This is a genomic window from Pseudocitrobacter sp. 73 (assembly GCF_008369545.1).
In the GTDB taxonomy this organism is placed as follows: Bacteria; Pseudomonadota; Gammaproteobacteria; order Enterobacterales; family Enterobacteriaceae; genus Pseudocitrobacter; species Pseudocitrobacter vendiensis.
This window is the reverse complement of record NZ_VTZO01000024.1, coordinates 1-26279: the sequence shown is the minus strand read 5'-3', so window position 1 is coordinate 26279 and position 26279 is coordinate 1. Positions and strand designations below refer to the sequence as shown.

Below are 26279 nucleotides of genomic sequence, written 5' to 3'. Positions count from 1 at the left end.
TGTCCTCATGCAACATCAGGTTTTCCGAAAAATTTCTCATACACTTCGAGGTCGAAGGCCAGCATGGTCTTTGCCGCCTTTTCACTAAGCTGGTGGAGGCTAAGCATCTGAACCTTGTCAGTGCCGGTCACTTGCAGATCCACCGCGAACCACGTCCCACCTTTGGTCACGGCCAGAACTTGCACCGCCCAGGGCTTATCCAGTCGTTCGGGCGGAGTGATCATGTTCGACACTTTGGCGACCGTCGCGGTTGAACCTACCCAGTGCTTGTCGAACGCAATGACGTTCAACGCTTCAAACGCATCCTTCGCAGCTTTAAACCGGCTCCGGACAGCATCTTGTTGCTTCCAAGCCATGAACTGGAGAAGGGTCATTCCACCAGCCATAAGGGTGAGAAAACTCAAGCCATTGGCGGCAGCTACGACCGTCGCTACCAAGGACCCCAACATGACGAAGCGGTTATGTTTAAGCTGGGCCACTATTCACCTCCTATACCAACCAGCGTACAGGACTTTTCAAAAATGCAACCCCGCCTAGCTGCCCAATTCGGGCAACCCTGATTCAATCCAGAACTTTCACATGTGAAACTTTCCGCCACAGGAACAGGAGGTTTTTACCTGACCAGAACGGATGGATTGATAGCGGTGCCACAGCTTGACCACTTCTTTTTCGCTGAGAAGGTTTGTCTTGATGTAACGGACTCTATCCCCGTCCGCTGTCTCAACAACGGTTCGGACATAGCCGTACTTGGCAACGGGTGCCTTGTACTTGTGTGACAGAATTACCCGGTAAACCGAGAGCTGGATAATGTCCGACTCATAGATGTGGTTTACCTGGCGCAGCTTGGTGTCCAAGGGAATGAGAACCCCATTCTTGGTTTGGTACACCTGATCAACCCTGCCGTGCATGGGCACCGGCTGTGTGGTTGATATGTCCTGTTCGGACAAAAACAGAGTGGCCGAGCGCAGCTCATAAGGCATGTTCTCTGATTTCCACCACGCCCAGGTGTCTCCAATGCCGCGTTTGCGCCATTGGTCCACTTTCGCAATGACGAAAGGGGCGATGATCAGGACGAATATCCAGAGAACTGGCTTCATGACTACCTCCGGCCCCTAAACCACTCTGGATGATTGGATACATCCATGCTCTTAACCTGTGATGAGAAGACCAGTAGCTCTTGGGTCGTCAGGACGGTCTCAGGAGCCCGAGCGATGAAAGGTCTCAGCAATTCAGAACCCGCATAGATATTGATGACCATATGCAATCGCTCTGTTGCTCCAGAAACTCTCCGCCAGCTCCGGTAGGTTTCTGTTGATTTGGCATAGCCAACCAAGGCAGGAGCCAGCGTGTCGGACTCCTTCGTATTCAACTTCCCTTTTGCTGCCTTCGATACGAACTCAGCGATCACCGAAGCCAGCATGTCGGAGGTAAGGTGAAGCGGCAGCTTTATCGTGTCGAAGTCAGCCTGCTTGATGGTGAACAGGCGGATGTGATCGTTGCGGTAGTCACGCACATAGATGACATGACTCTCAAATGGGTTGGAGTGGTTAAAGGCATCCATACCCCAGCCTGCGGCCTCAAGATGTGCGTTTGATACTGACTTGTCGTAATCAAATTCCACGCTATTACTCTCCGTCTTGTCGTTCAGGAACTTTCACATGTGAAAGTTTTCCGTCGGTCATGATGTCCAGGACGGCTTTGCCCAGTCTCATCCCTTTATGGTTTTGAACCGGGTCTCCCTTGTAGAAAAGTCCTGGCTCGTTATCGGGATGGAATACCCCGTGAGGAATGTTGTCGTGATCGCCCAGCCACATGCGTAGCCTCAGATCCACCAGCCACCCATCATCCAGGACAACCCAGAAATGCGGTGTCACGATGTCCTTGGTCTGTTCGTTTCGCACAAAGCCATACATGCAGTCATGAGGTACACCCGCTTCATTGAGTAGGTGGCTTACTGCCCATGTCATACCGTCACATTCCATCTGGCAGTCATCCAAGGTCATAAGGACGGCTTCCAGTTCCCGGTGCCACTCCGTCATTTGCTTGGCCGCAGGTTTTACCACCAGCTCGTTTTTGTTTTCTGCCAAGATGATGTCTTCCTCGTCAATATTGCATTCGTCTATCGCTTCCGAACGGATGGATACCGCTTCATCCCAGTCATCGCTCGATCCGAAAATGCTCCAACCCTCAAGACCGTAATTCACCCATACGATGAACCGCTTTATCGTTTTCATGTGCGGCCCCCTTTAACCGTGCAACGTTCCCACATACTCACCCCTTCAAACCGTAATCCCACCAAAAAGCCACTTCTTGATGATTTCCAATCAGCAGCGGCAGGTTGCCCCTGAACTAACCTCACCGAAAAACCACCTTTAGATTGCTTTCTGGTGCTTATCAAGTTCTCCTGAGTGATTAGTCGTTCTGAAAACTTTACTTTTCACAGTATCATTTTATAATACTGTAAATCATAAAAACAACCCAGTAAAGAAAAAAGAGCGACTTATGTTGAGACGAGAAAACCAAGGAGATTTGTTCGATGACCAGGTGGTGTTGCCATCACTGGAGTCGGTTCTTACCGGCATATCTTCCAGTCAGCGTTGTGACGATAGAACAACGTACTTCTCCGCTCCGGATGTGGACCTGAGTTTGTACGATCACATCATTGTTTGCCTGTCTGGAGGCAAAGACTCGATTGCTGCGTACTTGCGGCTGGTGGACATGGGTGTTGATAAGTCAAAGGTGGAGTTCTGGCACCATGATGTTGATGGTCAGGAAGGCAGTTCGTTGATGGATTGGGCCTTCATGCGTGATTACTGTCGTCAGCTCGGGGAAGAACTGGGTATCCCAATGTACTTCTCGTGGCTTGAGGGCGGCTTTGAGGGCGAAATGCTCAAAGACAATGCCTATAGCCACCCCCATCGTGTAGAGACGCCTGAGGGGCTTCTGGTGCTGCCTAGAGACCATAAGCGCTCTAAGCCTGGTACGCGCCTTCGTTTCCCTCAGCAATCGCCATCACTCCAAACAAGGTGGTGCTCATCAGCCTTGAAGATCGATGTTGGCCGCAGAGCTCTTAATAACCAGGAGCGCTTCAAGGGGAAGAAGATCCTTTTCATCACTGGTGAGCGCCGGGAGGAAAGTGCAAACAGATCCAAGTACAACCAGCTTGAGGCTCATGCCTGTGACAGAAGATATGGGAAGACTGCACGGTTAGTTGATGCCTGGAGGCCCGTTCTTCATTGGACTGAGGAGGAGGTATGGGAAGTAATCGAGCGTCACCGCATCCTGGCCCCAGTCCCTTATCGCCTTGGCTGGAGCCGGTCGTCGTGTATGACCTGCATCTACAACTCACAGCGTATCTGGTCCACGATCCGTCACTACTGGCCTGAACGAGCTGGGAAAATTGCTCAGTATGAACAAACCTTTGGTGTGACGGTATCAAGAAAAAAAATCGACGTAATAGATTTAGGTTCTGCTGTTGCGCCGATACAGATTAGTGATGTTGAGGCATTGGAGCAGGTATCCAGAGAAGATTACACGCTCCCGATTTTTGTGCCGGAGGGGCAGAAGTGGGTTCTCCCTGGTGGCGCATTTGGCCGAGAGGCCTGTGGTTCTGATTGATTTGTGCAGAGGTGGCAATGTTGGATTTTGTTTTTTTGGTGTTTTTGGGGTTGGGCATATCTACGGTGCTGGTGCGTCGGTCTTCCCGTAAGGGGATGGATCTTGAGCTGACATGGCTCCAGTCGTTGAAGGTCGTGCTGGTTCGTGGAGCTGTTGCATTGGGCCTGGGTTTTGGCATTGGCAGGCTTGTATTGATGGGGATGCAGTATGGTTTCCTGAGTGAGTCTGTCCTGAGGGAACATGCACTTGTCTCCGTAGCGGTGGTTCTGATCTGTGGGCTTGGTTCGTTCGTTGCGTTTCAGTGGATCATCGGGAGGATCTCTGGAAGATCGATCAGCGTCGTTTCTGTGATCAAAGCTGTGATGTACGAGTCTGGTTACTTTGTGCTGTCGATGCTTATCTTGTTGGTGATACTCGTCCTGTTCGGCCTTGCATACGAGACTTTTTTCTAAAAAAACAGTGTTGATTATTTTTTGTTCAGTGATCAAAAGGATAAATATAAAGATCTTTAGATCTTTGTATAAAGGATTAAAAACGGTTAAAGACAGGTTAGGCGTTCTAAATCACCACTCAACACATTGATATTACTGGTGTTTTCATATTTATTCCGTGCAACAAACCCATAGGTTGCCGTGCAGCGTTCCCATAGGTTGCCGTGCAACGTCCCCACATACCCTTGGATCTTATCCACTGTTATCCACACGGAACCCCTCTTTTTTCCACAAAATCCTTACAAAACAGAGCTTTCGTGCAGCGTTCCCACATATCAGATCTGGTGTTCGTGCAGTATTCCCACATGTCTAAGGTCATACGTGCAGTCGCCCCATATACAATTTTCTGAACGTGCAACGTACCCACATGTCAATTTTGGTCGTTTTTTGCACCGTGCAGCGTACCCACATATGATCGTGCAGCGTTCCCATATACCAAAACCCCGTTTATGCACAGGAAATGTGGATAACTTTTGGCCTCTTTTTGTGTGCGCGTGATCACTTTATGGACTATTAGAGTCATTTTGACTGCTTTTTTAGGTTTGTCCTGATCTGTCAATCTTTGTTCTGCTTCGTCAATCGTGCAGAGTTCCCATATATCGAGAGGTTCAGGACCTGCTTTCGTGCAACGTACCCACATATCAAATCTCATAACGTGCAGGTCCCCCACATCCTCACCCTTTAACTATCAATACCTTACGGGAACCACTCTACGGGAACCACTGGAGCAGCATGGCACTTATCCTTCGTCGTGGCTTACGCTTGCACGATACTGAGACTCAGCTTGCGACTACCGTGCAGCGATCCCATATATAGAGCCCCAGCCCACGCTGCATCTGGGGTCACGTTCGCTCTATCCGTGCAGCTCCCCCATATGCGGAGGCATTCCGTTTCCGGTCCTGCCTGGTGGGCGTACCCTGTGCGCTTTCTTCTGGCATAAAAAAAGGCGCTGACGCGCCTATCTTTCTTTTCCCTGGGGGGTGGGAGATTCTGGTGGCTATCTCCCCTTACGTTGGGGTTCATCAATGATGTCGTGGTCGATCATGCCGTGCTTGATGGCCCGTAGCTCTGTCTGCTGCTTACGCTTGTTGGACGCCATCACCTGCTTCACGAAGTTCTCATGAGGCCTTATGACGTACCGCACGTCGATGACTCTGCGGCCATCCTTGATCTGGTTCGCGTCGTAGTCGCTTATGACCTCTTGTTTGATGAGGGCCTCCAGAGCGAGCTTCATGGCTCTGACGTTCTCCGGCATCCGTGGGCTCAATTCACGAGGGCTCTGGGTCAGGAAGCTGATAAGCGATGGCGTGTACGGCGAATCTGGTGATGCTTGAGTCCAGTAGTGGCTCATTCGCTTGTAGATGTACCGTGCAAGAGGGGAGCGGATTTGCATTCCGATTTTGTAGTTGTACTGACGAAACGACAGATTCATGATCGATTCGTTTACCAGCGGGTTGAACTGCACATAGCACCTGGCGTTCCCGCCTTTCTTGCGAAACTCACCTCTGGTGGTCAGTCCCACCATCGGGAAGAAGCTGGAGCTGATGAAGGCTTCACCGTCATCACTGATACATTCGAGTGTTGCGCCACGACAAACCTGGATTGCTTCCTTGATTTCGTTCAGGTTGTACCCGTGACCCATCTTCGAGAGCTCTTTCTGGAGTTCGTACAGAGTGAACATGACTCCAGCCTTGCCCTCGATGATATGGCCTTTCCCGTTCACTGCGAGCTTGCGTAGAGCATCCTCAAGGATTTCCTCTCGCTGTCCCGCGTAGATCAGCACGGTTCTTCCGTCATCCTTCTCGATGATGGCTGGCTTCACCTTCACCGTGAAATGCTGGCCTCTGATGGTGCATTGTCGTGTCACTACAGCGTTGGATAAATCTTCATGCTCACGCTTTTGGTCCCAAATGTACTTCGGCAGCGCATCGTAGATCTCGATGGTGTTGGAGTAGTCGTCTTTCTTGGCCGGAGATTCAATGATCTCAAACAGGCTCATTTGCGGTGAGTCTTTGATTACGTCGAGTTTCTCCAGGTCTTTGTCTTTGGTTCTCTTGCTCATGATTGTTCCGTCGATACTTTCTAGCTGGTGGTCCATGCCGCCAGCATTGTCAATGCTCCCGCTGCTACCGTCGCTGAAAACACTAGCTGGTAGATGCGACGCTTAGCCCCCGCAGTGCCGCTCATAAAACGCAGGGCTGCCGCTTCATATCGGAAATGAGCGAACTCACCCCGAAGGGTGCTATCTGTCCCCTGTGGCGATTGTGGGCGCTTTGACAGGGCAGGGCGAGGATGGCTGGCGACTTTCTTGATCATCGCTTCACATTTCCCCAGTTTCGCCAATTCAGTGGCCGCTACAGATGCTGTCATGTTGTCACACCTCGTCGCTATGTGTCTTGTTTAGCTGGCGCTCGTACTCGTTTAGCGCCCGGCGAATTTTTGCTAAGGCAGTGGCGCGTTGTCTTAACACGGCATACCTGGTTTCAACTTGCTGGATCAACTCTTGTGCCCAGACAGGCTCTTTCTTGAAGTGCGACATGCTGTAGGCATGACCGCGACCCTTCTTGATATGTGTCGATAGAACCCTTTTCTTTTGTCCGGGAACTTGTTCGACAAATCTGTTGCGATACCACTCTGCAACGAGTGATACGCCTAGAATGCGAACCCGTGTACCGACACGCCCTTGTTCGTCCTCTGACGCTTCTTCACGCGCTGATTTGTGCGCGTTCCAGTACATGTCCGCTTCCTGCTGCGCCTCGACAGCAAGAACCGCTAAGGCGTGATCCAGTTTGCTCCGTACCTCTGCAACAAACTCTCGTCCCTCTGCCTCTAGCAGATCCTCTGTTATCTCGGATCGTTCTTCTTCGAGCTTCGGATCTAGCAGATCTAGCCATCGCTCTGTTGGTAGACTCACCTCAATACCCTCCCAATTCCTATCCAATTCCTATCCACATAACTATCTATCTGGAATTTAAAGCTGATTATTCCAATACTGGAATCTAGTTCTGTCACTAGGCTAACCCATCTTTGGAATTTGTCAAATTTCCCTCTATCTATCTGGAATCTTGATGCTCTTATTCTTTCACAGCCTCTTTACATATGAATCTATATTTAAAGATTCCAGATATATTGGATATGGCATCAAAGATTCCAAATGCCTCTTTACCACCGTCTCTCGATGCTGGAGGGCAAGCGGTTCTCGATGCGAGGGTAAGGTCTGTTTATCTGAGCCTATCCGTGCAGCGTTCCCATAGGTTCCCTTACTCAACGATCAAAAAGCCACCGAAAAGCAACCTATATGCCCCTTTTGGGCAATTACACAGGCCATCTGTCCCCGCTTTTAGCCTTATTCTCTATCCAACACGCGGCAAGCAATCGAAAAGCAATCTAAAAGCAATCTTTGGAGGATTTCATGAGTCAATTTGTTCTGGGTTTGGATATTGGTTACTCCAACCTGAAAATGGCAATGGGGTATAAAGGTGAGGAAGCTCGCACAGTCGTCATGCCGGTGGGGGCAGGTCCATTGGAACTGATGCCACAACAGTTAACTGGCGGTGCAGGGACCTGCATTCAGGTTGTGATTGATGGAGAGAAATGGGTTGCAGGCGTCGAGCCTGACCGATTGCAAGGATGGGAGCGTGAGCTTCACGGCGACTATCCTTCGACCAATCCATACAAGGCTCTTTTCTACGCTGCACTCCTGATGTCCGAGCAGAAGGAGATCGATGTGCTGGTGACTGGCCTGCCTGTTAGTCAGTACATGGACGTAGAGCGCAGAGAGGCGTTGAAATCTCGGCTTGAGGGTGAACACCAGATCACGCCAAAACGATCGGTAGCGGTTAAGTCTGTCGTGGTTGTACCTCAACCTGCCGGTGCTTACATGGATGTTGTAAGTTCAACCAAAGATGAAGACCTCCTGGAGATTATCCAGGGAGGAAAAACCGTTGTAATTGACCCTGGGTTCTTTTCTGTAGACTGGGTAGCTCTTGAAGAGGGAGAGGTCCGCTATCACTCATCTGGCACCAGCCTCAAGGCGATGTCGGTGTTGCTACAGGAAACGGACCGGCTAATTCAGGAAGACCACGGCGGTGCCCCTGGCATCGAAAAGATCGAGAAAGCTATTCGTGCCGGTAAGGCCGAAATCTTCCTCTACGGTGAAAAGGTATCGATCAAAGACTACTTCAAGAAAGCCTCAACCAAAGTCGCTCAAAACGCCTTGATCCCTATGCGGAAGTCAATGCGTGAGGACGGGATGGATGCTGACGTAGTTCTGCTGGCTGGCGGCGGTGCCGAGGCTTACCAAGATGCGGCCAAGGAGCTTTTCCCTAAGAGCAGGATCGTACTGCCCAACGAATCCGTGGCATCCAATGCCAGGGGCTTCTGGTTCTGCGGCTGATAGATAGGAGGTCGTTGTGGCTGGTAGCAAATGGGATGGAAAAATATCTAATCTGAACATATCGGAGCAAGCCTTTCCGGAGCTCTATCGTGAACTGTCCCAGATGCAGCATAAGGCGCGTAGTGATCGGCTCCGCGCCCTTGCTCTATTGGGTCTTTATTCTCTTCGATTTTCTGGCAACATTGGGTCTTTTGAGCAACAGAGTTCAGAGAGTCAACCTGCACAGCATCAAAATTCGCCAGTGCAGACTGACGCAAAACTGAACTCTCAACGTGATTCACTTAAAGGAAAACTGATGGGCTCCGTATGACATGAAAGACCACGAGGAGTTCTCTACGCTATCAGCGGCTGAACGTAGAGAGTTAATAATCGCAGAGTTAAAGCGTAAAAGCCGCATTCGCACCCTGTTGCGAGGACTCCCGTTAGATGAAGTTCGGGAGATCATTGACAGAATGAAGGGCGTTCTCAATGAACTGGAGGAAGAGTACAAAAAGCGAGAAGAAGAAGAAAAAGAAAAGCGAGCTCAGGCTGAGCGAATAATGAGCGACATGGAATCCTGCGGTGTGGACATCGGCTTGCTCAACGAAATGTTCACGAGCAGATCAGAACCTGATAATGCTAAATATTCAAAAGACGGAGTTTCGTGGAGTGGGCAAGGACGTCGCCCGGATGCTTTCAAGGGGTTGGGAGCTGTCGAGCTGGAGCGCTACCGTATCCCACAGAAGAAGTAAAAAAATGAGCGCCGCAAAGTTTGGGCGCTCATCTTCTGGTCCGAAATGTCATAGTCTACTCAAGCACACTCTTTCTCCCCACCACCATGCCTTCCTTGTTCTTTGCAGAACGGACATTCAACGCAGGTTCTTTGATTAACAGAGGTGAAGTACGTACACTTGCAGTTGTCGCACACCTCCAGCATTGCGTCCCCACTTCTCAGCTCCGAAGCAAGACACCAGGCATCAGTAATATCAAACGGAGCCCACCGAGCACCTTTCATTCCGGGCACTTCTTTGCGGATTGCGTGATACATTCTAAATGCCTTGTTCAAGGCTTTGATGTTCACAGACCGCAACACGGCTTCTCCACCAATGTTGAAGTAGAGCTGCATTAGAAGAGAGGCCTGTATCTTGGATGTGTGACTATGAATCAGTGTCGCACCACCCCGGAAAGTTCTGGATTTTCGTTCCAGAGTATATCCGTCCCTCTCCAGATCCTGGTAAAGCCGTCTGACCTGTTTGTAGGTCAGACCAGTCTCGATCATGATGATTTTTGTGATGTACCCAGCAAGGGCCATGTGTCGAGCTGTAACCCAGCGACCCAATGTACCAGAGTTGCCAATGTTCATCTCCACCTCCCACGTCCCTGTAGAGACTGTTGCAGTTTTTTCAATACCGGGTGTGTTAACTCTTCCCGGCTGTCATCGAGAATTTCTTCAATGATGCTCGGAGCAAAACGAAGCGTAAAATGCGTAACCGTTGTTCCAGACATGTGGCGCAACTGGCTGTCTGTTGCCTTAGCCACCAGCTCCGCAAGCTCTCTCGAAACCCCGAAAACTTCCTTTGCCATCTCCGGGTCTCTCGATGCGACGCGGTTAAATAGCAACCAGTAGGCAGCATCAAATTCATCAACACTATGGTTGATAAAAACTACAGGGTCGTAGTCGCCAGAGAGTCGCGTGATGATGTTCTGCTCTGCTGTTTCGAGTTTGAAAGAGATCAACACGCCAGAGGCCAGAGCTTCCAATTGGGAAGGTGTTGCCAGTGACAGCTTTTGAACGGTGTCCATGCCCAAAGAAAATTGTGAGGCCGCATCATCTGGACGTTCTTTTGCCAGAGTGGATAGCAGGTTCCACAATGTCAGATCGAACTCGTAGACGTTTCTATCAGCTTCTTCTTGATCGAGGTTGACGGCTCTTGCATCCCACGCACCAATAATATCCAGTTCCAACATTCCGCCCCCCTCACAAATCACGAAGGTTGCGATAGATAGCCAAGACTCGGCTACCATAGTTTCTGGCTCGGATTTCGTCTTCCCAGGCGTGATAGCGGCCAACGCCAAGCTCCAAGTCATTTGGAGATGACTGAATGGCTTCTGATAGCACCTCTGCCCCAACCATGACGTTGGTCTCTGGGTCGAGAAGATCTGCTGGAGAAGAAACTCTATGACCATTCCACCGGATGCTCACTTGCATAAACCCGACATCAATGGCACGACCGTACTGCTGCTGAAACTCAGCGAGCTTAGCCTTTGCCTGATCTTCCGACTTAGCATAGAAAGGAAGCCCAGGAACGCGAAGCGTCCAAGGCCAAGGACTTATAGAGCCATTACCTCTCCCTGATGCAGATTCGGCCAATGCGACCGAATACACTAGAAGAGGGTCGAGGTTATATGCTTTCGCTGCTTTGTCGAAGATGGTTCCGCTCAGGTCAATAGCATTCGCTGTTGATGAAAGGAGAGCCGCAGACAGAACTAGCGCCTTGGCTTTGTTCTTCATCAGCTTGCCTCCTTATGTCTGAGGGGTATTTCGTGTTCTTCGTCGTACCGCTCCGGCCAAATCTCAGACGGCTTCACACCCAAAGCTGTAGCTATCTCATGTTCCCAGCGTGGACTGGGCTTATAGAGTGCCGTAGACACCACCTGCCGAGATGTTTTGTGTTTTCTGCCCAATGCGGCCAGAGAAAGCCCCTGGATCTTGAGTTTGTACTTGATCCACTCACGTTTCTTCTCTGGGTCGCTTGGGATGTCTATCAATTGGCATTTATCCATTGTTTGCCACCCTTTAAACTGCGTTGTTAGCCATACAAAAAGTGCGTTATTCGATGAACGCTTTTAGAGTTCTTCTATTGTCACAAACTGACACATTTTGCGCCTTTACAAGCCCAAATAATGATGCTGTCAACAATAAAAAACCTTTAAAAACATACACTTAACTTTGTACCGACGGAACAAAGTTACAATACTTTTAGTAATCAATGGGATACGGATATTTTTGCGATAGTAATGGAAAGTGCGCCAAAAGAATGGCGGAAATAGCGCACGGGGAGTGCGGTATTTTGTGATATTAAATAGCGTTTAGGTATAAGTGATTTTAGGGATACAGCGAGGGCTGAAATTGCGAATACAGCAGGAGCTGAGGAGGGCAGGGAAGGCAAAGGCGCATCCCGACCACACAAGGATGATGGTGTTTACAGAAAGAGATATTTGAGAAAGAGAACTCTGCGGTGTTGCAGATGGGGACCAAAGCGTTAGCAATGGCCTATTCCATAGTGTATGCGATTTGTTTGACATGTTCAACTATGTAATGCTTTGTCAATAAACGCCTTGTTCCGTAAGGGCAAACTTTCACATGTGAAAGTTTGAGGGCAAATTCTAATCGAAGAAGTTGCCAATGGAATGGTTGTTTAGCAAAAAATAGTCAAACTTTCACAGTTGCATTTTTTGATGCCGTGGTAAACTGGAGGTAAAGAGTAAGGGGGTTGATATGAAACATGTGGTCAATATTCTTCTGCTGGGAATGGTGCTTCTGGGAATAGCCATGATGGCTGACACACCTTGGGGACTTGGTGTGGCGCTGGCTCCCTTCGGCGTTTGGGGTGCTCGTTTCCTATTTCTGGTTCACAAAAGCCTTTGGGCTGCTGTTATCTTTTGGGGAGGGATCGCTTACTTCCAGTGGCAAGTTGCTTTGGTTGTCGGGGCTCTGTTTGGACTAACGTGCTTTATCCGCGTTGCGCGGTCAGCATATAAAGAGGCACCACCTACCCGGCGCAGAAAAAAACAAACTGGTGGGTTTCAAGATTCCTATGATTTTGACCAGCGCTTCCATATTGGAGCTGGAGACGAATAAGGGGGCCTGCTGGCCCCCTTATTATTTGGTTGGTCTTTTAGAACCTTTGATTTGCTATGTTGTACCCCCTGACGGCAGTCAAATAGCTACCTGAACGGTCTCCAGCTTCCGTCGAGTTCTGCAATACGTTTACCAGCTTGTCCGTAAACTCTTCGTTTTGCTGAGAAAGAACAGGCTGACCTCCTTGCATCATCGGTGAGCCATCCGGGTTACGTTCTGCATACTCCATTTTCAGATTCTGAACAGCCTGGTTCATGCGACCTTCGTTTGTGTCAAACGATTCGGCATAAACAGCGGCTTGGGATTCAGTCAGCCCATAACGGCTTTGAGCGATAGACTGCATCGTTTCTTTGAACTCATCACCGTACTGGTTCATAAACTGCTGCGCGGCTCCACCACCAGCTTCTGCGGCAGAGGATAGCGCTGCTGCATAGAACGCGCCGCGTTCCTCAATGCTCATCCCTTTAGCGGCTTCCGATAGATCAGATTTACCAGTTAACCACTCCTTCGCTGCATCATAGCCGCTTGCAGCAGCTCCCATGACGTTGCGGCCAAGTTTAGCCATACCGACCATCGCATCACCGGCCCAGCCAAACTCCTCTTGCACGGCCTGGTCGCCGCGTTGAGTGGCCGCGATGAATTGGTCGCGTTGTTCAGGTGTCATCGTTCTCATTTGATCCATCGCTCTTGAGAACGCATCAGCGCCAGCTTGACCACCAGCAATGAGAGCTCCACCTGCTTGTTCAGCTCTGCGGCCCATCCAATCACTGGAGTTGTCCCACGCTCCCCACGCCGAAGCGCTCCAAGACATTTCCGGAAGCGAGTTCATAAGGTTATCTTGGGCTTTTTTCAGTTCAGGAGCAGATACATTTCGCTCTGTTTGCTGTGCTTGGTTATGAAGAGCTGACGTACCGGCTGCATGTTCATTTTGAACAAGGGGGCTATTCGTTGGTAACTGCCCAGCTTCTGATGCCGGATTAGTTCCAGCCATCCCAGCCACATTCTCCCGGAATCCGGTTGGGATGTTAGGTCCACTGCCTACAGCCCCTTGAACCTGACCTGGTAGGCCTTGAACATTCGGGCCTTCAATGCCGTTATTTCCGTAAGCATCACCACTAAATGCTCCGTTGCGACCGGACGCGGTATTGATCGCCTGTAGTGCGGCTTGATACCCGCCAAGCTCCTTACCCTGTTCGTAATTTTTGGAGTTGGTCATTGCTGTCATTCGCGCTGCTGCCTGGGCCACTTGAGGAGACATTCCGTAGGCTTGGTATCTTTGCTGTAGTGAAGCCGCCTCGTCTTTAACCGATTGCGGCGCGGCATTTCGGAAATAGTCATTCAGTTGGTTCATGGCCGCAGGGGTTTGTGCTACTGCACCACCGAGAGTTTTAAAGTCGGTATTAGTCATGGAGCCCATTTGGTTTTGGAGCTGACTCATTGTTGTGAAGGTGTCCGATGCAGACACCAGTTCAGAAGCGGACTTGGATAGGTTCTGGGATAAGCTATCGCCCCAGGTTTGCTTGAATGACTCGCTTCCAGAACGGCTGAAACCCTGCGCTAATTGATTTGTCAACGCCTGGCTATCGGTTTGCGAATAGCTCACACCCTTCATGAACTGGGACACATCACTCGCTGACCAGCTTGAAGAGTCTTGAGTTGATGACTCTGTTGCTCCCTTCGCTTGCGCTTTGATGTCCAGGACATCACTGCCGCCGCCTGATTCGCCATTACCACCAGCAGGAACTAGGGCTGTACTGTTTGATTTCACACCAGCAGCGGCCTTCATTGCTGCCCTGGCCTTGCCAACCATAGGCATAAGCATGGACGCAGCTTCGTCAACATCGAGTGTGCCCATAGCCTGCATGGCAAAAGCACCTTTGACAGCATCAGAGTGGCTATCATCCACCTGGAACTTATCCATGAAGTTCTTGGCTTGCTGGTTGATCAATTGGCTTTGAGCTGTGTTTTGCGACGAAACGTTGCGCCCGACATTGGAGAGTCTTGAATAGGCTTGATCCTGACTTACTCCATCAGAAAAACCTCGACCAAGAGTGCTTTGGAAAGCCTCCGATTTCTGACTTTGTAATGCCTGTGCGGAGCTCACGCCTGATGCCAAGGTGGAGCCAAGCGAGAAGGTACTGATCATGCTTTCTGCGCCGTTTGCAATCGCACCACTGAACTGGTTGTGATTGTACGCTGGCTGACTTTGCATAACCGGACCTTGCTTGAGTAGATCTGGCGTTTGCATCTTTTCGTCAACGTGGTCAGAACCACTTATTCTCGATGCCAAGCTGGTGAAGGCGTAGGTGCTACCTGTGACGATAAACAGGGAAATCACCGGAGTGGCCGCAGCCAACATGCCGCCGGTTGCAATCCAGTGTTGCAGAACATCTCCAGTTGAGGAAAGAGCGTACATGGAGTTGAGACCACCAGCACTGAGGCTAGACATCTCATTTGACGCGGCGGTATGAACAAACAGGTTTATAATTGAGAGGACTGGCATCCATAGCTGAATCCAGAGGATGGTTTGTACATATTTCCCGGCTAACTGGAGGCCGAAGCTGCCCATCACGATAATAAAAGCAATGATCGGGGTTATAGCATAAATAAAGCCTTCAAAGAACGTCAGCATTGGTCGGACGACGGTCATGAACATCGACTGCTCTGCGGCCCACTGTGTGTTCCGTTGCTGAATAGCCTGGTTGACCATCAATGCAGAGCCATAATCCTGGAGGTCCTGATAACGTCCTGCTGCGGCTTCATAATAGAGGGGCTCCAGAACGGCGGCTTTCAGATAGTCGATTGATGACGTAGTTGTGGCACCCATCGCTTGAAGCGAATCGGTCAGCTTCGTTAGAGCGTTGTCTCCAGTTGACGTGTCAATACCCAGTAGGCTGTTAAGAGCATCAACAACAACCGGGCTGCTTAGGTTGGCGGTTGCAGTGCTAATAGCCACCCATCCGTCAGTACATGTGTAGTCAGCGCCGTCAGGGTTTGCTGTAGACAAATACAACCTAGTTCCGTAGAGCTGTGAGTTGAATCGCAAAGCTGAGTCAGTTGAACGGTTCATCAACTCATCAAGGGACATTAGGTTGAGATCGACTTTGGTTAACGTGCATTCCCGAATGTAATTGTTCCAGGAACGCCTCACGTCAACATAGCCGCCTCCATTTGCTGAGTTAAGCGCAGTAAAAACTCCTGTGTCATAGGCTCGCCGTCTGACGTCATTCAACAGTTTCAGTGTTTCGGAAAAGTGGCTTTCCGTGACATTGGGTACGATTACCCCATATCCAGTTTCAAACAAATTGGTGATGGTGTATCCCACGTTGGATATGACACCTCCAGCAAAGCCTACCCCAATAGGGACATTGGCGACGACTCGAACCTGCCCTGTATAAGCGTCCTCGATAGTCACAGTTGTGGTTGGGCCGAAGAAACAGGCATATAGAATCCAACCTACCAGCACTTGCTGGAGGTTGATTTGCTTTGCGCCCTGAAAGACGGACTGAATACAGATCATCAAGACCCCAAGAAGCAGGCCAATACTGACCATCTTCTCGAAATCCCCGGTGCCGGTGATCATTGATACTGCAATCAGGATTTGCTCCAGAAAAGCAGAGTCACCGATAGAGTGGATTGAAAAAGATCCCATTCCAATAGCTCCTTAGTTCGTGCTAGGAGGATTGGACAAAGTTGCCAGCATGTATTTTTGCTTGCGGATGTTGTCCAGTAGGTTGTTGTATTTCTCAATTTGGCTTGCCAGATCGCCGTATTGAGAGGACAGGATTGTGTATTCAGCACGGATTTGCTGTTGCGATTGCGCGAGAAGCTCTAGTGCCTCTTTCTTGTAGGGTGATTTGCTGTTAGCCATCGCAATGCGAGCTGCGCGGAAGAACTCTTCCGAGAAGCTATACATCATGGTCAGGGCTATCGCTCCTGATGACTCTGTTGCGAACAGGTTAGCGCCGTCCTGTGAAAGGACAGACAAGTTACGAACAATGGTGCCAATCCCTCCGGGGAGGTTAGAAACAAAGGCCTTTTCTGGGTCGGTTAAGGTTCCAGAGTTCGTTGCGTATTTGTAGATCACACCAGGTGTAGAGCTTGTTCCTAACAGCATATCGGTGATCTGGTTCTTGATACCTTTGAGCACGACAGTTTTATTGCTGGAGCCAGCACTCAGGCAGTTGGTCGTATCAGAATCACAGGAATAGATCTCAACAGAACCGCCTGAAATCAGGTCTGACAAGGTGATCTTGTTACCTGGTAGGGTCGTCAGAGGGGTTGTTTTCGCACCAGTGCCGGTTGAGTTCGGGTCGTTTACCAGATCACCAATGATGACTGTGCCGGTTAAAGACATGATCGCTTCAAGAAGGGTGTTATCCCCGTACTGGAACCAGGTGTTGGCGTTGTTGCTCTTGAGTTGCTTCCAGACGATGTTGCCAATCATCTTGTTGTATTCGTCAGGTTTGTTGGCTTTCAGTTCTTCCAGAGGACTCTTGCCGCTGGTTTCCTGCTTGGACCCGAAGAAGTCTTCATACAGGCCGGAAGTTGTCGCGGTTATAGAAGCATCAGTTTTGTGTTTAAGGTCCATGCCGCTGGTTAGGTCGTTCACGAAACCTTGAGCGAGCTGGCAGGAGTTGCCCAGATGTTGGTTGAGCGCTTGCACTTTCTTCTGGAAGTTCTCTATCCACTTCGCTCCGTCCGGGAAAACGTTATCGAGCGCAAGCTGGAAGGCATAGCCCTTGGCGTTGGCTGCTACAGCCCGAAGGAGTTGGACAATTTGATCCGCGTTAATGAAGGAAAGCGAACCGCCGAACAGATCTACACCACCGCAACCAGCTTTCCATGATGGAGGGGCAAAGCTCACCAGGTTCTCGTCGAAGATTCGTGTCTTTGCAGTGAACCGGCCACCAGCTAAAACGCCACGTCGTTGGCTTTCATAAACCCCAGGTGGTGTTGTGTTGCTCATTTCATTGAAGAGTTTGTCCATCTGTGATTGGAGGCCGTTAGCGGCTATCGCCCCTGTCGGTGCCATGACGAGACTGGCCGCCACACTCAGGGCAAGCAGGCTCCTTTTTAATGTCTTGTGCGTGACCATCTTAGTTCTCCTGTAATTTGTCCCGGATGTACTTCATGAGTTGTTCCGGTGGCACAAAGTTGTCTTTATCACCGCTCGCTTGAGATAGCTGTTTGAGGTCAGAGCCCAGCTCTGGTGAGGCCAAGCGTTCGGCTATGTTGTTTTCCAGGTTGAGTACCGGACGTGTACGGTTAAACTCTTCGTCTGTGACCCAACCATTGCGTTTTGCTGCGACCAAAATCCTGTGATTCAGCTCAGGAAGAGACATTGGCCCTTGTCCTATAGGAGCGAACTGACCGTCTGGAGATGCGAGGTAAACAGCAGGGAAAGTTACGATACCAAGTTGTTTGGCATGGCCTTCATCGGTTTTGTAATGGGGGAAAAGCCCACTGGGGAGTGGTTTGCCGTCCATAGATACAGGAATGATCGAGAATCCTTCTCCTTGTTCCAACATCTTGATGAGCGGTGCTTGCAAGTCACTGTAGTCATCGTCGGACTTGTAGAAGAAGAATATCCCTACGCGTTCGGCTACGCTTTTGAGTAGCATGTTTTTGGCGTTACCAGCGTCACGATCAACTTGTTGTGAGGCAAACGTGGCAGCAGGACGTCGAGTAATTTCATCCAAGAAAGGATCACCTACGACCGCCAGCTCTGTAGCATCGGAAAATTGTTCAGAGCGATCTATCGCAAATCGTTGCAAGTAGAGAAACGTCCTGACGTTTTCAACGGTAGGATTGTTCCAAGCAAGGTCTTTGTACTTGGGTAAGTTTTCCCGGAACCATTCCGCTGAGAACATTTCTGGGCCGCTCGGAAGCGGAGCAGCAGGCTTAGGCTGTGTAGGCTTCGCTTCTGCCACAGGCTTTGGTTTGGGCTTTTCGGGTTTTTTCTCTGGTTCTTTGGGCTCTTCCTTGTACCAGAACCAACCCTCTTCCTTTCGCTCATAAAAACCAGGTCTTGTGCCATCTTGAGCCCAAGCCTGGTGTGATGCCCCCAGCGTGAGCGCTGCAAGGAGCAGTAAATTCAAAGGTGATTTTTTCATAGTCTCACGCACGTATTTTCCCATGCTCGATATGGTAGAGGTGGGAGGCGTGAAATTAGGCAGGTGTAAGCGCCCATTTAGGGCGCTTAGAGCGTTTTATTTGTCAACTTTCACATGTGAAAGAATTGACCAAACTATTTGGTCGTGTCCTCTTCAACTTCTGTCGCTTCTGCGGCCATCTTCATCTGCTTCTCGACCATGCGTTTTTGGGTGATGTAGCGGATAACCATCTCGACAGCGCTGTTCAACGCAAGGATTCGCATCGCTCTGGTGGATGCAACGTAGAGCAGGTTTATTTCATCGTCACGGGCCATTGGGTCGAGCTCTGGGTCCAGGACATCCGGAAAGTCGTCATAGAGCTGAACAAAGTCCCACTCCAACCCTTTGCACCGATGAGCTGTTGAGACCGTAATGTCAGCCCCAAACTCTTCTTTGACTGTATTGCGTCGTAGAGTGGTGAGTCGTTCAGGGATTTCATCGTAGCTGTTGATGATCTTGACAGCCCTCATCATCTCAGGGTCTTTGGTCGCCTTCGCTACTTCTTGATACTCGAAGTAGTCTTCATACTCATCAAGCAGTTTCTTATTCTTTACCCGGTCTGGCTCTGCCATCGAAAACCAGTACAAATCCTGGAGCTCATTGATCTGGTAAGCGTCGATTCCACCGACCCAGAATACCTGCGCTCCGGATTCGGTCGCAGAGAGCGCCGTCTCTATAACCCCCATGACGGTTCGGTGAAGTATTGCGCGGTGGCCCACGTCACCTGGTAAAAACATGAGTACCTGATCTGCTGGTCCCCGGCCAACAACAGGTCGTGTTTCACCTTTGAGTTCAAGAAGGGCGTTTGCCACCAGCGAAACGTTGGGGCCAAAGCGGAAGCTATGAGTGAGATAGAGTTGGTCGGCGTTCATGAGCTCTTTGCTATCAAGGGCGTTGTTTGCGCCTCTGAACCTATAGATCTGCTGGTGGCGATCTCCAACCAGGATTACCTTGCAGTTCTGCTGTAGGACGATGCTACTTGTTACGGGGTTAGCGTCTTGTGCTTCATCAAAAAGAATGGTGGTGTACCGGCGAGACAGATTCGGCATCCCGAGCTGATACTGTTTGAGGTAGCAATCGTGTACGGTCGGGAACGGATCTTGAACGTTTGTCATCCGTTTCCATATGAGCTCAGCACCTTCGACCACCTGGATTTGGTATCTCTCCTGTTTGGACGTAAGCACTTTACCCGTATCGGCGCGAGCAAAATGCGTATAAAGAATCCGCATGTCTGCACTACACATAAAGGCGTTGAGCGTATCGAGAATATCTTTGGCAAACGTCCAGTTCTTGGTATTCACCGCTTGGGCAATATCGGTGAGCCTTAGGTTGCCGGAGAGTTTGTGCTGGTAGCCCCTTCCTATAGTGGCGTAGGCAAGCTGGTGGGACGTTTTGCAGTCTACGTTTGCAGGAAACTTTTCTCTTGCCTCGTCGCGGATAGCCCTGTTGTATGCCAAGTAGAGGATACGTGAATCGAGGTTGTTGTGGGCGTACTTCACCAGTGTCGTGGTTTTACCCGTTCCAGCGTAGGCCTTAACGACAAGGCGAGGCCCTTTGTACTGAGTGATCAGTGATTGTTCTGGTGTGTCAGGAGGAAGTTGTTTCATGAGGCCCCCTACGACAAACACATCTGGAGAGTGATGCGCTTCTTTTGTGTCGAGAGGAACGTACTGATCCGCTTTTCTTCTCGGGGGAGGGATACTTCACAATCCAGATCTGTCCACCAGTCTGGGGCTTTACCTTGAGCCACCTCCGTAACCCAACTATGGAGACGGTGTAACCAGCGATAGTCGCCAATAGATGAGGTGGCTAGTGTCATAGCCTCCTCAATCTTGGTTTGAAGAGCCGCAGCTCTGTGTCGCCACTCTTCTGAATATTTAGCCTTTCGCGCCATCAGTTTTCCTCTTTCTTTTTCCCTCCCTTACCAGCTTTAGCGAGCTCTTGCTCCAACCCAGAAATTTTGGTCAGTGCATCATTGAGTCTTTGTTCGAGGCTCTTGGCCTGCTGGTCTTTTTCCTGCAACTGACCAGCCATCATGCCTTTGTCTTGAACAAGAGCGCGAGCTTCTGCTTCGGCGCTGGATAATTTGGCGTCCAGCTTTTCTACCTCTCCAGATAGGCGCTGGCACTCTCGTTCAGCGGATTCGCCATGAGCTTTGGCTGTGGCAAGGGAGTCCTGTGATTGGGCCAGTTTGGCCTGTACATTTTCGAGCTGCTCTTTCAACGATGTTTTTTGTTCCTGAGCGGCCCGGAGCTTTTCTGTCTGCTCTATACTCTTGCCTTTTTGCTCCTCCAACTCACCCTCTGTAGTTGCCAATTTTTGGCTCAAAGAGCGATTTTCGCTTTTAGCTTGCTCCAGGTGATCCTGTGCTCGGGTCAGATCTGCGGCTTTCGCCTCCAGCTTGCCCTCCAACTCAACGATCCGCTTTTCCAGCTTATCAATGTCAGCCAGTGAGCGTTCTAGCTCCGCAGACTTGAGGGATAGCGAGTTTTCTGCCTTACCAAGGGCCGCATCGAGCTCTGATTTTTTGTTGGTGAGAGCTTCAAGTTGTTCCTCCAGTAGCTCAGCCCGTTCGGTGGCATCATTTGCCATGTCCACGGCTTGCTGCATATCTTCCTGGTACTCAATTTCTTTCTGTCGTAGCAGTTCACGCTCGCGCTCAAGCTGTTCATCGGCGCTTGCTTTGGCTACCGTATAGATCTTCTGTAGGAAGAGCTCAGCATCGCTCATAACCGATTCTGGAAGGACTACCTCTACCAGCTCTTCATCGAGGGAGTGTTCCTCTGACCACTGTTTGAGATACGTTGAAATGGTGGTAAAGCTCCCCTTGCCAATGATGTCTCTGATAGCGATGACCGTTGGGCGTTTACCGGCGTCCTTGAGCTTTTGGGCCGCAGCCGCTACATCGTCAAACTCAACCAATTTTCTTGCCATGAGAACGTTCCTTTTAATTTGTAATGTTTACGATAATTACGATAATACGGTAATTATCATAATTATATATCATGCTGCTGTCGATTGGAATTGTTTGTGTGGGACAAAGCCCTTCCGGCTGCGGAAAAGCCTTGTTACGCGGTCACGCTGATTCATCCAGGGAAGGATTCGATAGTGACTCCACCGAAGGTGCCAAGGATTTCCGATGCCGCTTTATCAGATCGAGTTTTGCGTTGTTCTGAGGCGTCAAAGTTACGAAGCAATTTGAGCTGAACATCCTTATCCTGGAGCACGATCAGGGGCATTGGCGCGGTAACGGTTTTGAGTACCCCTGCGGCCATGACGTTTGCCACCGGTTGAACCTTTACTTCCCTTCGCTCCCGGAGATAAGGCTCCGGGGTGCTGGCGATCTTCTGGATAAGCTGCTCCAGGGGAAGTTGATAGTCTGGCCCAGATCGCTCCAGCTCCTCTCTGATGCGTTGCAAAAGCTCCTCTTTTACGGGCTTCTTCAAGGAGTCCTTCCGTTGCCAGGTGAAGCGGATAGAGTCGATGTCGCCATTGGTATAGCACCGAATTTGTCTGTAAAGGTGGAGAGTCATGACACCAGGGCAGTCCGCTCGAAGTGCTTCAAACCTCTCTTGCCTGGTGGGGTACGTCGAGATAATGAACTCCTCGATACCAGCTTTGGCCGCGTTGATGCGTTCAACCGTCGCCGCAATTTCGTCAGCTACACCAATCCTGGAAGGGGAGAACCAGAGTACCCCCACGGTGCGCCTGGCAGACTTCTGCGAATAGTCTGGGTTGATGTGAAGATCTCTGTAGCTGTGCGCTGCCAGCTCAAGAGCTTCGCGCCCAGTTTGTTCAGTTACGACAATCTTGTTGACGGGCTCGTTCTCCATTCCTTTTCCGGTAGGAGGGATGGCCGCAACTTTTGCGTACCGTGGCGGTAGTCGTTTGATAAGAGAGGACAGGTTCGTTAAGTCGCGGCACATGGCCGAGAATTGTTCTGATATGAAGTTTTTAGCCATGCTGCCGCCTATGTGTGGGTTTGTTCTAACAGTTCATTGGTTACATAGTAGACAGATTTAGACCATCATGCAACGAGGGGGAGGGGCAAGAATACGCCTCCGCTTCGCGTCGGCGGGTGCCCTGTTTGACCTTCGTGTGTGAGATTAGATTGAGAAAGAGAGAGAAAAAGAGAGAAAGAAGAAAAGCGCGGGGCAAGCCAGAAATGTGGCTGAGGGGGACTGCTGGGGTGGGGCTGGCACCCTCTATACCCCACTTTGCATGATGGTCTAACTTTGTGGTTATAGGACGACTTTTAGAGTGCCTAGATTTGCTCGATTAGGACAAATTTCGGTCCATCCACGCTGATTGGCGTAGCAGCGCGATGGCATCAGAAGGGGTAACTTTCCATGCGTTGGAAAGCTGGCGAACTGCGAAGACTGCGAGCTCCATTCGGTCGTCATCATTGATGAAATTCTGGAGCTGGTTTCCTCGCTCACTAAGGATGATCGCAACACCGGCCTTGCCGTTGTTGTAAACCGCAAAGCTCTTATTCTTCGCGTCGCCGTGATAGGAACCCTCAGCCTTGCTACGCAAACCAAAGAGAACGCTGCAAAACGCCGTCAGTTCGCCGCGAGTGAGCTGCACCGTGATCTTGCTTTTCCAGTCTGGGCTGGACCCCGATGCCCTGATCGGCGCAATCTCGATGCTGACCGTAGGATATTCACCTCTGGTTAGCGTGTGTTGCACATTCAGGCCGGTGCGTTTCGCGGGGTCCTTCTGCCAGTCTGAGAAAAATTTGAGACTTTCGCCGTAGGATTGTTCTGTCATTCCAAATTACCTTTGCTTTGAAGCTCCTGGAGCTGGACCACGAGGTCACGTTGGACTTTGGCTATCTCTGTCACCAAGTCGGCGGTGGCAATAGCGTCGGTCGCTGCTGAATGGGCTCGACCTTTCCAGCTCACACCTGCCTCGCAGGTGGCATCCGCAAGTGAGATTGTGCCGTGCCGGTTGGTTGAGCCAAAGGCATCAGCCGCCAGCTTCATCGCGCACAGACAGTTCTGCTCTTGCCACCAAGAGAGTTGGTCTCCAAATGCACTGGCTGTTTGCCTCAACATCCTACTGTCGAAACTGGAGTTAAATATCACCAGATGACGGCCCGACAAAAGCCGGGCGAGAGCTGGCGCAACTTGAGTCCACGTAGGCTCATTCGACAGCTCAGTCTCGGTGATGCCATGAACACCCATTGCCTGAGGGTCTATTTCCACGGTTGGCCGTAATCTGGTGCAGAGGAGAACCGCGCCTCTGATGTCAGTAACAGCCAGCTCGATCACCTGGTCTCTTTCACCAAGTCCGGTCGTCTCGGTATCGAGAACCAGAGGTTCCAGAGCGACCCACCTTTGTGCCATGACAGAGGCCTTTGCCAGGTTGCTACGCATTCTTGCCTTGACCGAAAGGATGGATTGCGCCCTTATTTGCTTTTGTGATGCCGGTGAACAACCCCTTCTCCGCATTGGTTGGCAATCTGCTATCCGGTACACTCCAAATTGGCCACCATACCCGTTTTTGTAGAACGAAACTGGCTCTACTCCTGGCTTAGGCTTCATCCTAAATTCGTCCCTGAGCCGTCCTTTTGAAAAGCACCTATCGGCTTTCATGGCTTCGGCTCTGGCAAGTTCGAGTTCTTCATCATTCATGCTGTTAATCCGCTATATCGAGGCGTTGGCTCGCTCTCTTCAAACGCTCATCGCCGCGTCTGTCATATTTCTGGGTAGTTGCAATGCTTGAGTGGCCCATTGCGTCCTTCACGGTCACAATATCCTCACCGTTATCCAGCATCGAGGAGGCAAAGGTGCGTCGCAGGTCATGGGGCGCAAACATCTCCAGACCGGCTTCAACTCTTCTGGTCTCCAAGATGTGGTAGATGGCCTGATCCGACATCCGCTCTCCAGTCACATCATCAAACCGCCTGATCCTCGGGAATAAAGGCCCTTCATGCGTTCCTCGAACCTCTTCAACCCACTTATCCAGTCTTTTCCATGCGCCACCAGGCACATACGCCATTCTCTCTTTGTTGCCCTTGCCAAGAACCTTGAGAGCGCGGTCCTTGTAGATCATGCTTCCCATGTCCAGCGCAACGATTTCCGAGCGGCGCAAGCCACACCCGAGGAGCACCCCGAGAATGGCCGCATCCCGAAGCCCTTTGGCGCTTGAATCACTTTCACATGTGAAAAAGAGGCTGCGAATCTCATGGCGTTCAAGTGCCCGCCCTTTAGGAAGTCGAGATCCACGTACTGAACGGACTTGCTTAATGTGCTGGAAGCTATCCGTATCAATTTGCTTCATCGTCCAGGCTTCAAGAGCCACCCCTTTGAGCGCTGACAGGTAGGTGTTGATCGTTGCCGGAGCCTTCCCTGCATCCCCCAGCATTTCCAGCACCGCCAATATGTGGTGCCGCCTCATTGAGCTCCATGCACAGTCACGAAGGTTCTGAAACCCGATCATCTTGGCGACAATGTTGAGGAATGAGCTCATGGTCTGCCTGCTTCGCTTTGACCCGAGGCTCACCAGATAGGCGACGGCGGGGTTGTCCTGGATGTTCCGGAGCGAGCTCGATGACGGCAACAGTTCACCGCGAATGCTTTGTTCTGCCGGAACATTTACTTTCGCATGTGAAACTAGCTCTTCCTTGTCATTGTTTGTGTCGTGCAAAGTTACCTCCTAAGCCCGACCGCAACGAGAAGAAAATCCCATATTTTGAGGTGAAGAGGTAGTTCCTCCTCCATATGTTGCGTTTCGTAGCTTTGCATCAGTGGTTCAAACTTGGTTGGATTGCACAGCAATTCGTAAACTGTTCGGTTGGGCTTGGTGATCGGCTTATTCGGAGTGAATCCATGTTTGTTCTGGAGGTACAGCGCTACCGCGCCACTTCTGGATTCTCCGTAATAGCAATGAACGAAGATCTGATCGATACCGCTACCAACCAATCCATCCAGGAAGGTGGACAGCTTTTCAGCCTGGGATGAGTCAATGTAAGAGGCGTAATTCATCCGGAACGCTGCCTTCATCGTGTGGATGGTGTTCTCAGAATAGCCGCCGTCATAGAAGCTATCGCGGTACAACTGCCCCCACTGTCCGAGAGCGGCAGGGGACTTGTCTGGGTCAGTTATGGAGATCATGGCCGCACCGGGAACCGGCTCCAGTCTTTCGGCCTCCGCTTGACTAATGAAAAAGACTTTTTTGCTAAGCATGTCCCATCATCCCCTTACAAGGATGTGTTGCGAGTAGCTCACGCGCCTGACTTTGCCCCTCTTGAGTATCTACAGGAGCGGTCGTATACACACCTCCATGCCGCAAGTCCACAATACTGGTCCGACAGCAAGAACCTACGTTCTGAACTTTATTGTCCGAATCCAAACCAGCAAAAGTATGGCACGGTCCAGGGAATGGTTTCCTGCAAATAGAGCAGCGCTCAAAGTTCTTATCGAGGATTCTCTTTAAAACTTTCTCAAATTTGTTTTTGTTTAACATCGAGTTCTCCACACAAAGTTACTGGCCGAGCATCCCAGCCAAGGTGGTCTGCTGGCCTTCGCTACAAGGTGCAAATCCGGCAAAAGCACCGGCATTAACCTTGAGCTCATCAAAGCGTCCATCGGTGTCCCGGTAGTACACCTTACGTTTTCCAATTCCACCTTCGAGGTTTGCGGCCAACCAGGCGATCACTGCATCAGCATCGTTCGTAACTGATGCTCCCTGATCCAGATCGATAAGTACCAGGTGGGTGTCCGTCTGGAGTGCCACTTCAAAGGTCGCTCTTACATGGGGTTTGAGGTCCAATG

General features: G+C 50.5%; 28 protein-coding genes. 6 read left to right on the top strand and 22 right to left on the bottom strand.

The window, feature by feature from the left end; genetic code table 11:
• Window positions 1-5: 5 nt before the first annotated feature.
• The 4 genes from F0Q32_RS21290 to F0Q32_RS21275 all read right to left on the bottom strand — a co-directional run bounded on the left by F0Q32_RS21290 (window position 6) and on the right by F0Q32_RS21275 (window position 2234).
• Window positions 6-479 (bottom strand): hypothetical protein, encoded by a 474-nt coding sequence (locus F0Q32_RS21290; protein WP_000057877.1) that lies wholly within the window; start codon window positions 477-479, stop codon window positions 6-8.
• A gap of 96 nt (window positions 480-575) precedes the next feature.
• On the bottom strand, window positions 576-1097 hold the full coding sequence (locus F0Q32_RS21285) for a hypothetical protein (RefSeq protein ID WP_000805800.1): 522 nt from the start codon (window positions 1095-1097) through the stop codon (window positions 576-578).
• A gap of 2 nt (window positions 1098-1099) precedes the next feature.
• Window positions 1100-1621, bottom strand: a complete 522-nt coding sequence (locus tag F0Q32_RS21280; RefSeq protein WP_000393785.1) for a hypothetical protein — start codon at window positions 1619-1621, stop codon at window positions 1100-1102.
• A 4-nt stretch (window positions 1622-1625) separates the two neighbouring features.
• Window positions 1626-2234, bottom strand: coding sequence for a hypothetical protein (locus F0Q32_RS21275; RefSeq protein ID WP_000849071.1), 609 nt, complete (start codon window positions 2232-2234; stop codon window positions 1626-1628).
• A gap of 268 nt (window positions 2235-2502) precedes the next feature.
• Here F0Q32_RS21275 and F0Q32_RS21270 point away from each other — a divergent pair, with 268 nt between their 5' ends.
• Both F0Q32_RS21270 and F0Q32_RS21265 read left to right on the top strand, forming a co-directional pair.
• Window positions 2503-3618, top strand: a complete 1116-nt coding sequence (locus F0Q32_RS21270) for a phosphoadenosine phosphosulfate reductase family protein (protein ID WP_000946102.1) — start codon at window positions 2503-2505, stop codon at window positions 3616-3618.
• 17 nt (window positions 3619-3635) lie between these two features.
• Entirely contained in the window at window positions 3636-4070 is a 435-nt protein-coding gene (locus F0Q32_RS21265; RefSeq protein WP_000883925.1) for a hypothetical protein, read from the top strand.
• A gap of 1036 nt (window positions 4071-5106) precedes the next feature.
• Here the strand turns inward: F0Q32_RS21265 and F0Q32_RS21250 are convergent.
• Genes F0Q32_RS21250 through mobI form a run of 3 tightly spaced genes read right to left on the bottom strand, consistent with a single transcriptional unit; the run spans window position 5107 to window position 7023 of the window.
• Window positions 5107-6171 carry a RepB family plasmid replication initiator protein gene (locus tag F0Q32_RS21250; protein WP_000044787.1) on the bottom strand — a complete coding sequence of 355 codons (1065 nt, stop codon included), beginning with the start codon at window positions 6169-6171 and terminating at the stop codon, window positions 5107-5109.
• A 20-nt stretch (window positions 6172-6191) separates the two neighbouring features.
• Window positions 6192-6479: a hypothetical protein gene (locus F0Q32_RS21245; RefSeq protein ID WP_000127321.1), complete on the bottom strand. Its 288-nt coding sequence runs from the start codon at window positions 6477-6479 to the stop codon at window positions 6192-6194.
• Window positions 6480-6483: 4 nt separating this feature from the next.
• Entirely contained in the window at window positions 6484-7023 is a 540-nt protein-coding gene (gene mobI, locus F0Q32_RS21240; protein ID WP_001447712.1) for a conjugative transfer protein MobI(A/C), read from the bottom strand.
• A gap of 498 nt (window positions 7024-7521) precedes the next feature.
• On the opposite strand from mobI, the gene F0Q32_RS21235 reads away from it, so the two are divergent.
• Genes F0Q32_RS21235 through F0Q32_RS21225 form a run of 3 tightly spaced genes read left to right on the top strand, consistent with a single transcriptional unit; the run spans window position 7522 to window position 9236 of the window.
• Window positions 7522-8505 (top strand): ParM/StbA family protein, encoded by a 984-nt coding sequence (locus tag F0Q32_RS21235; protein WP_000077458.1) that lies wholly within the window; start codon window positions 7522-7524, stop codon window positions 8503-8505.
• Between the two features lie 16 nt (window positions 8506-8521).
• Window positions 8522-8815, top strand: coding sequence for a hypothetical protein (locus tag F0Q32_RS21230; protein ID WP_000919078.1), 294 nt, complete (start codon window positions 8522-8524; stop codon window positions 8813-8815).
• 1 nt (window position 8816) lies between these two features.
• Window positions 8817-9236 (top strand): H-NS family nucleoid-associated regulatory protein, encoded by a 420-nt coding sequence (locus F0Q32_RS21225; RefSeq protein WP_000651490.1) that lies wholly within the window; start codon window positions 8817-8819, stop codon window positions 9234-9236.
• 59 nt (window positions 9237-9295) lie between these two features.
• Here F0Q32_RS21225 and F0Q32_RS21220 read toward each other — a convergent pair whose 3' ends face one another.
• The 4 genes from F0Q32_RS21220 to F0Q32_RS21205 are packed head-to-tail and all read right to left on the bottom strand — an operon-like array spanning window position 9296 to window position 11268.
• Entirely contained in the window at window positions 9296-9847 is a 552-nt protein-coding gene (locus tag F0Q32_RS21220) for a FlhC family transcriptional regulator (protein ID WP_001020646.1), read from the bottom strand.
• Window positions 9844-10452, bottom strand: coding sequence for a hypothetical protein (locus tag F0Q32_RS21215; protein WP_000891157.1), 609 nt, complete (start codon window positions 10450-10452; stop codon window positions 9844-9846). Before F0Q32_RS21215 ends, F0Q32_RS21220 begins: the two co-directional genes overlap by 4 nt.
• Before the next feature lie 10 nt (window positions 10453-10462).
• Complete coding sequence (locus tag F0Q32_RS21210; protein WP_000790610.1) at window positions 10463-10996, bottom strand: transglycosylase SLT domain-containing protein; 534 nt, start codon at window positions 10994-10996, stop codon at window positions 10463-10465.
• On the bottom strand, window positions 10996-11268 hold the full coding sequence (locus F0Q32_RS21205) for a helix-turn-helix domain-containing protein (protein WP_000356489.1): 273 nt from the start codon (window positions 11266-11268) through the stop codon (window positions 10996-10998). The genes F0Q32_RS21210 and F0Q32_RS21205 overlap by 1 nt, the downstream gene beginning before the upstream one ends.
• A 715-nt stretch (window positions 11269-11983) precedes the next feature.
• Here F0Q32_RS21205 and F0Q32_RS21200 point away from each other — a divergent pair.
• Window positions 11984-12346, top strand: coding sequence for a hypothetical protein (locus F0Q32_RS21200; RefSeq protein ID WP_000683483.1), 363 nt, complete (start codon window positions 11984-11986; stop codon window positions 12344-12346).
• 37 nt (window positions 12347-12383) lie between these two features.
• Here the strand turns inward: F0Q32_RS21200 and F0Q32_RS21195 are convergent, their stop codons facing one another.
• From F0Q32_RS21195 to F0Q32_RS21135, 11 genes are all read right to left on the bottom strand, one after another.
• A complete protein-coding gene (locus tag F0Q32_RS21195; RefSeq protein ID WP_000534551.1) occupies window positions 12384-15998 on the bottom strand; it encodes a conjugal transfer protein TraG N-terminal domain-containing protein in 3615 nt (1204 codons plus the stop codon).
• Between the two features lie 12 nt (window positions 15999-16010).
• A complete protein-coding gene (locus F0Q32_RS21190; RefSeq protein WP_000256129.1) occupies window positions 16011-17444 on the bottom strand; it encodes a conjugal transfer protein TraH in 1434 nt (477 codons plus the stop codon).
• 1 nt (window position 17445) lies between these two features.
• The gene (gene traF, locus F0Q32_RS21185) at window positions 17446-18462 is read right to left on the bottom strand and encodes a conjugal transfer protein TraF (RefSeq protein WP_000749520.1); all 1017 of its coding nucleotides are present in this window, start codon (window positions 18460-18462) and stop codon (window positions 17446-17448) included.
• A 134-nt stretch (window positions 18463-18596) separates the two neighbouring features.
• The gene (locus tag F0Q32_RS21180; protein ID WP_000811656.1) at window positions 18597-20108 is read right to left on the bottom strand and encodes a UvrD-helicase domain-containing protein; all 1512 of its coding nucleotides are present in this window, start codon (window positions 20106-20108) and stop codon (window positions 18597-18599) included.
• Between the two features lie 286 nt (window positions 20109-20394).
• Window positions 20395-21435: a DNA-binding protein gene (locus F0Q32_RS21170; RefSeq protein ID WP_000101568.1), complete on the bottom strand. Its 1041-nt coding sequence runs from the start codon at window positions 21433-21435 to the stop codon at window positions 20395-20397.
• 152 nt (window positions 21436-21587) lie between these two features.
• A complete protein-coding gene (locus tag F0Q32_RS21165; RefSeq protein ID WP_001097010.1) occupies window positions 21588-22463 on the bottom strand; it encodes a DNA replication terminus site-binding protein in 876 nt (291 codons plus the stop codon).
• 316 nt (window positions 22464-22779) lie between these two features.
• Window positions 22780-23271 carry a hypothetical protein gene (locus tag F0Q32_RS21160; protein ID WP_000139717.1) on the bottom strand — a complete coding sequence of 164 codons (492 nt, stop codon included), beginning with the start codon at window positions 23269-23271 and terminating at the stop codon, window positions 22780-22782.
• Window positions 23268-24137: a 3'-5' exonuclease gene (locus tag F0Q32_RS21155; protein ID WP_000997323.1), complete on the bottom strand. Its 870-nt coding sequence runs from the start codon at window positions 24135-24137 to the stop codon at window positions 23268-23270. Before F0Q32_RS21155 ends, F0Q32_RS21160 begins: the two co-directional genes overlap by 4 nt.
• Window positions 24138-24141: 4 nt before the next feature.
• A complete protein-coding gene (locus tag F0Q32_RS21150; RefSeq protein WP_000543934.1) occupies window positions 24142-25152 on the bottom strand; it encodes a tyrosine-type recombinase/integrase in 1011 nt (336 codons plus the stop codon).
• 2 nt (window positions 25153-25154) lie between these two features.
• Window positions 25155-25691 carry a hypothetical protein gene (locus F0Q32_RS21145; protein WP_000949433.1) on the bottom strand — a complete coding sequence of 179 codons (537 nt, stop codon included), beginning with the start codon at window positions 25689-25691 and terminating at the stop codon, window positions 25155-25157.
• Window positions 25692-25989: 298 nt separating this feature from the next.
• Window positions 25990-26277 (bottom strand): hypothetical protein, encoded by a 288-nt coding sequence (locus tag F0Q32_RS21135; protein WP_149464657.1) that lies wholly within the window; start codon window positions 26275-26277, stop codon window positions 25990-25992.
• Window positions 26278-26279 lie beyond the last annotated feature (2 nt).

Coding starts and splice junctions, on each gene's coding strand:
- F0Q32_RS21190 (WP_000256129.1), bottom strand. CDS start 17,444: ATGGTCACGCACAAGACATTAAAAAGGAGCCTGCTTGCCCTGAGTGTG.
- F0Q32_RS21165 (WP_001097010.1), bottom strand. CDS start 22,463: ATGGCTAAAAACTTCATATCAGAACAATTCTCGGCCATGTGCCGCGAC.
- F0Q32_RS21285 (WP_000805800.1), bottom strand. CDS start 1,097: ATGAAGCCAGTTCTCTGGATATTCGTCCTGATCATCGCCCCTTTCGTC.
- F0Q32_RS21245 (WP_000127321.1), bottom strand. CDS start 6,479: ATGACAGCATCTGTAGCGGCCACTGAATTGGCGAAACTGGGGAAATGT.
- F0Q32_RS21205 (WP_000356489.1), bottom strand. CDS start 11,268: ATGGATAAATGCCAATTGATAGACATCCCAAGCGACCCAGAGAAGAAA.
- F0Q32_RS21200 (WP_000683483.1), top strand. CDS start 11,984: ATGAAACATGTGGTCAATATTCTTCTGCTGGGAATGGTGCTTCTGGGA.
- F0Q32_RS21195 (WP_000534551.1), bottom strand. CDS start 15,998: ATGGGATCTTTTTCAATCCACTCTATCGGTGACTCTGCTTTTCTGGAG.
- F0Q32_RS21215 (WP_000891157.1), bottom strand. CDS start 10,452: ATGTTGGAACTGGATATTATTGGTGCGTGGGATGCAAGAGCCGTCAAC.
- F0Q32_RS21250 (WP_000044787.1), bottom strand. CDS start 6,171: ATGAGCAAGAGAACCAAAGACAAAGACCTGGAGAAACTCGACGTAATC.
- traF (WP_000749520.1), bottom strand. CDS start 18,462: ATGAAAAAATCACCTTTGAATTTACTGCTCCTTGCAGCGCTCACGCTG.
- F0Q32_RS21210 (WP_000790610.1), bottom strand. CDS start 10,996: ATGAAGAACAAAGCCAAGGCGCTAGTTCTGTCTGCGGCTCTCCTTTCA.
- F0Q32_RS21160 (WP_000139717.1), bottom strand. CDS start 23,271: ATGACAGAACAATCCTACGGCGAAAGTCTCAAATTTTTCTCAGACTGG.
- F0Q32_RS21220 (WP_001020646.1), bottom strand. CDS start 9,847: ATGAACATTGGCAACTCTGGTACATTGGGTCGCTGGGTTACAGCTCGA.
- F0Q32_RS21275 (WP_000849071.1), bottom strand. CDS start 2,234: ATGAAAACGATAAAGCGGTTCATCGTATGGGTGAATTACGGTCTTGAG.
- F0Q32_RS21155 (WP_000997323.1), bottom strand. CDS start 24,137: ATGAATGATGAAGAACTCGAACTTGCCAGAGCCGAAGCCATGAAAGCC.
- F0Q32_RS21265 (WP_000883925.1), top strand. CDS start 3,636: ATGTTGGATTTTGTTTTTTTGGTGTTTTTGGGGTTGGGCATATCTACG.
- F0Q32_RS21145 (WP_000949433.1), bottom strand. CDS start 25,691: ATGCTTAGCAAAAAAGTCTTTTTCATTAGTCAAGCGGAGGCCGAAAGA.
- F0Q32_RS21180 (WP_000811656.1), bottom strand. CDS start 20,108: ATGAAACAACTTCCTCCTGACACACCAGAACAATCACTGATCACTCAG.
- F0Q32_RS21225 (WP_000651490.1), top strand. CDS start 8,817: ATGAAAGACCACGAGGAGTTCTCTACGCTATCAGCGGCTGAACGTAGA.
- F0Q32_RS21170 (WP_000101568.1), bottom strand. CDS start 21,435: ATGGCAAGAAAATTGGTTGAGTTTGACGATGTAGCGGCTGCGGCCCAA.
- F0Q32_RS21235 (WP_000077458.1), top strand. CDS start 7,522: ATGAGTCAATTTGTTCTGGGTTTGGATATTGGTTACTCCAACCTGAAA.
- F0Q32_RS21270 (WP_000946102.1), top strand. CDS start 2,503: ATGTTGAGACGAGAAAACCAAGGAGATTTGTTCGATGACCAGGTGGTG.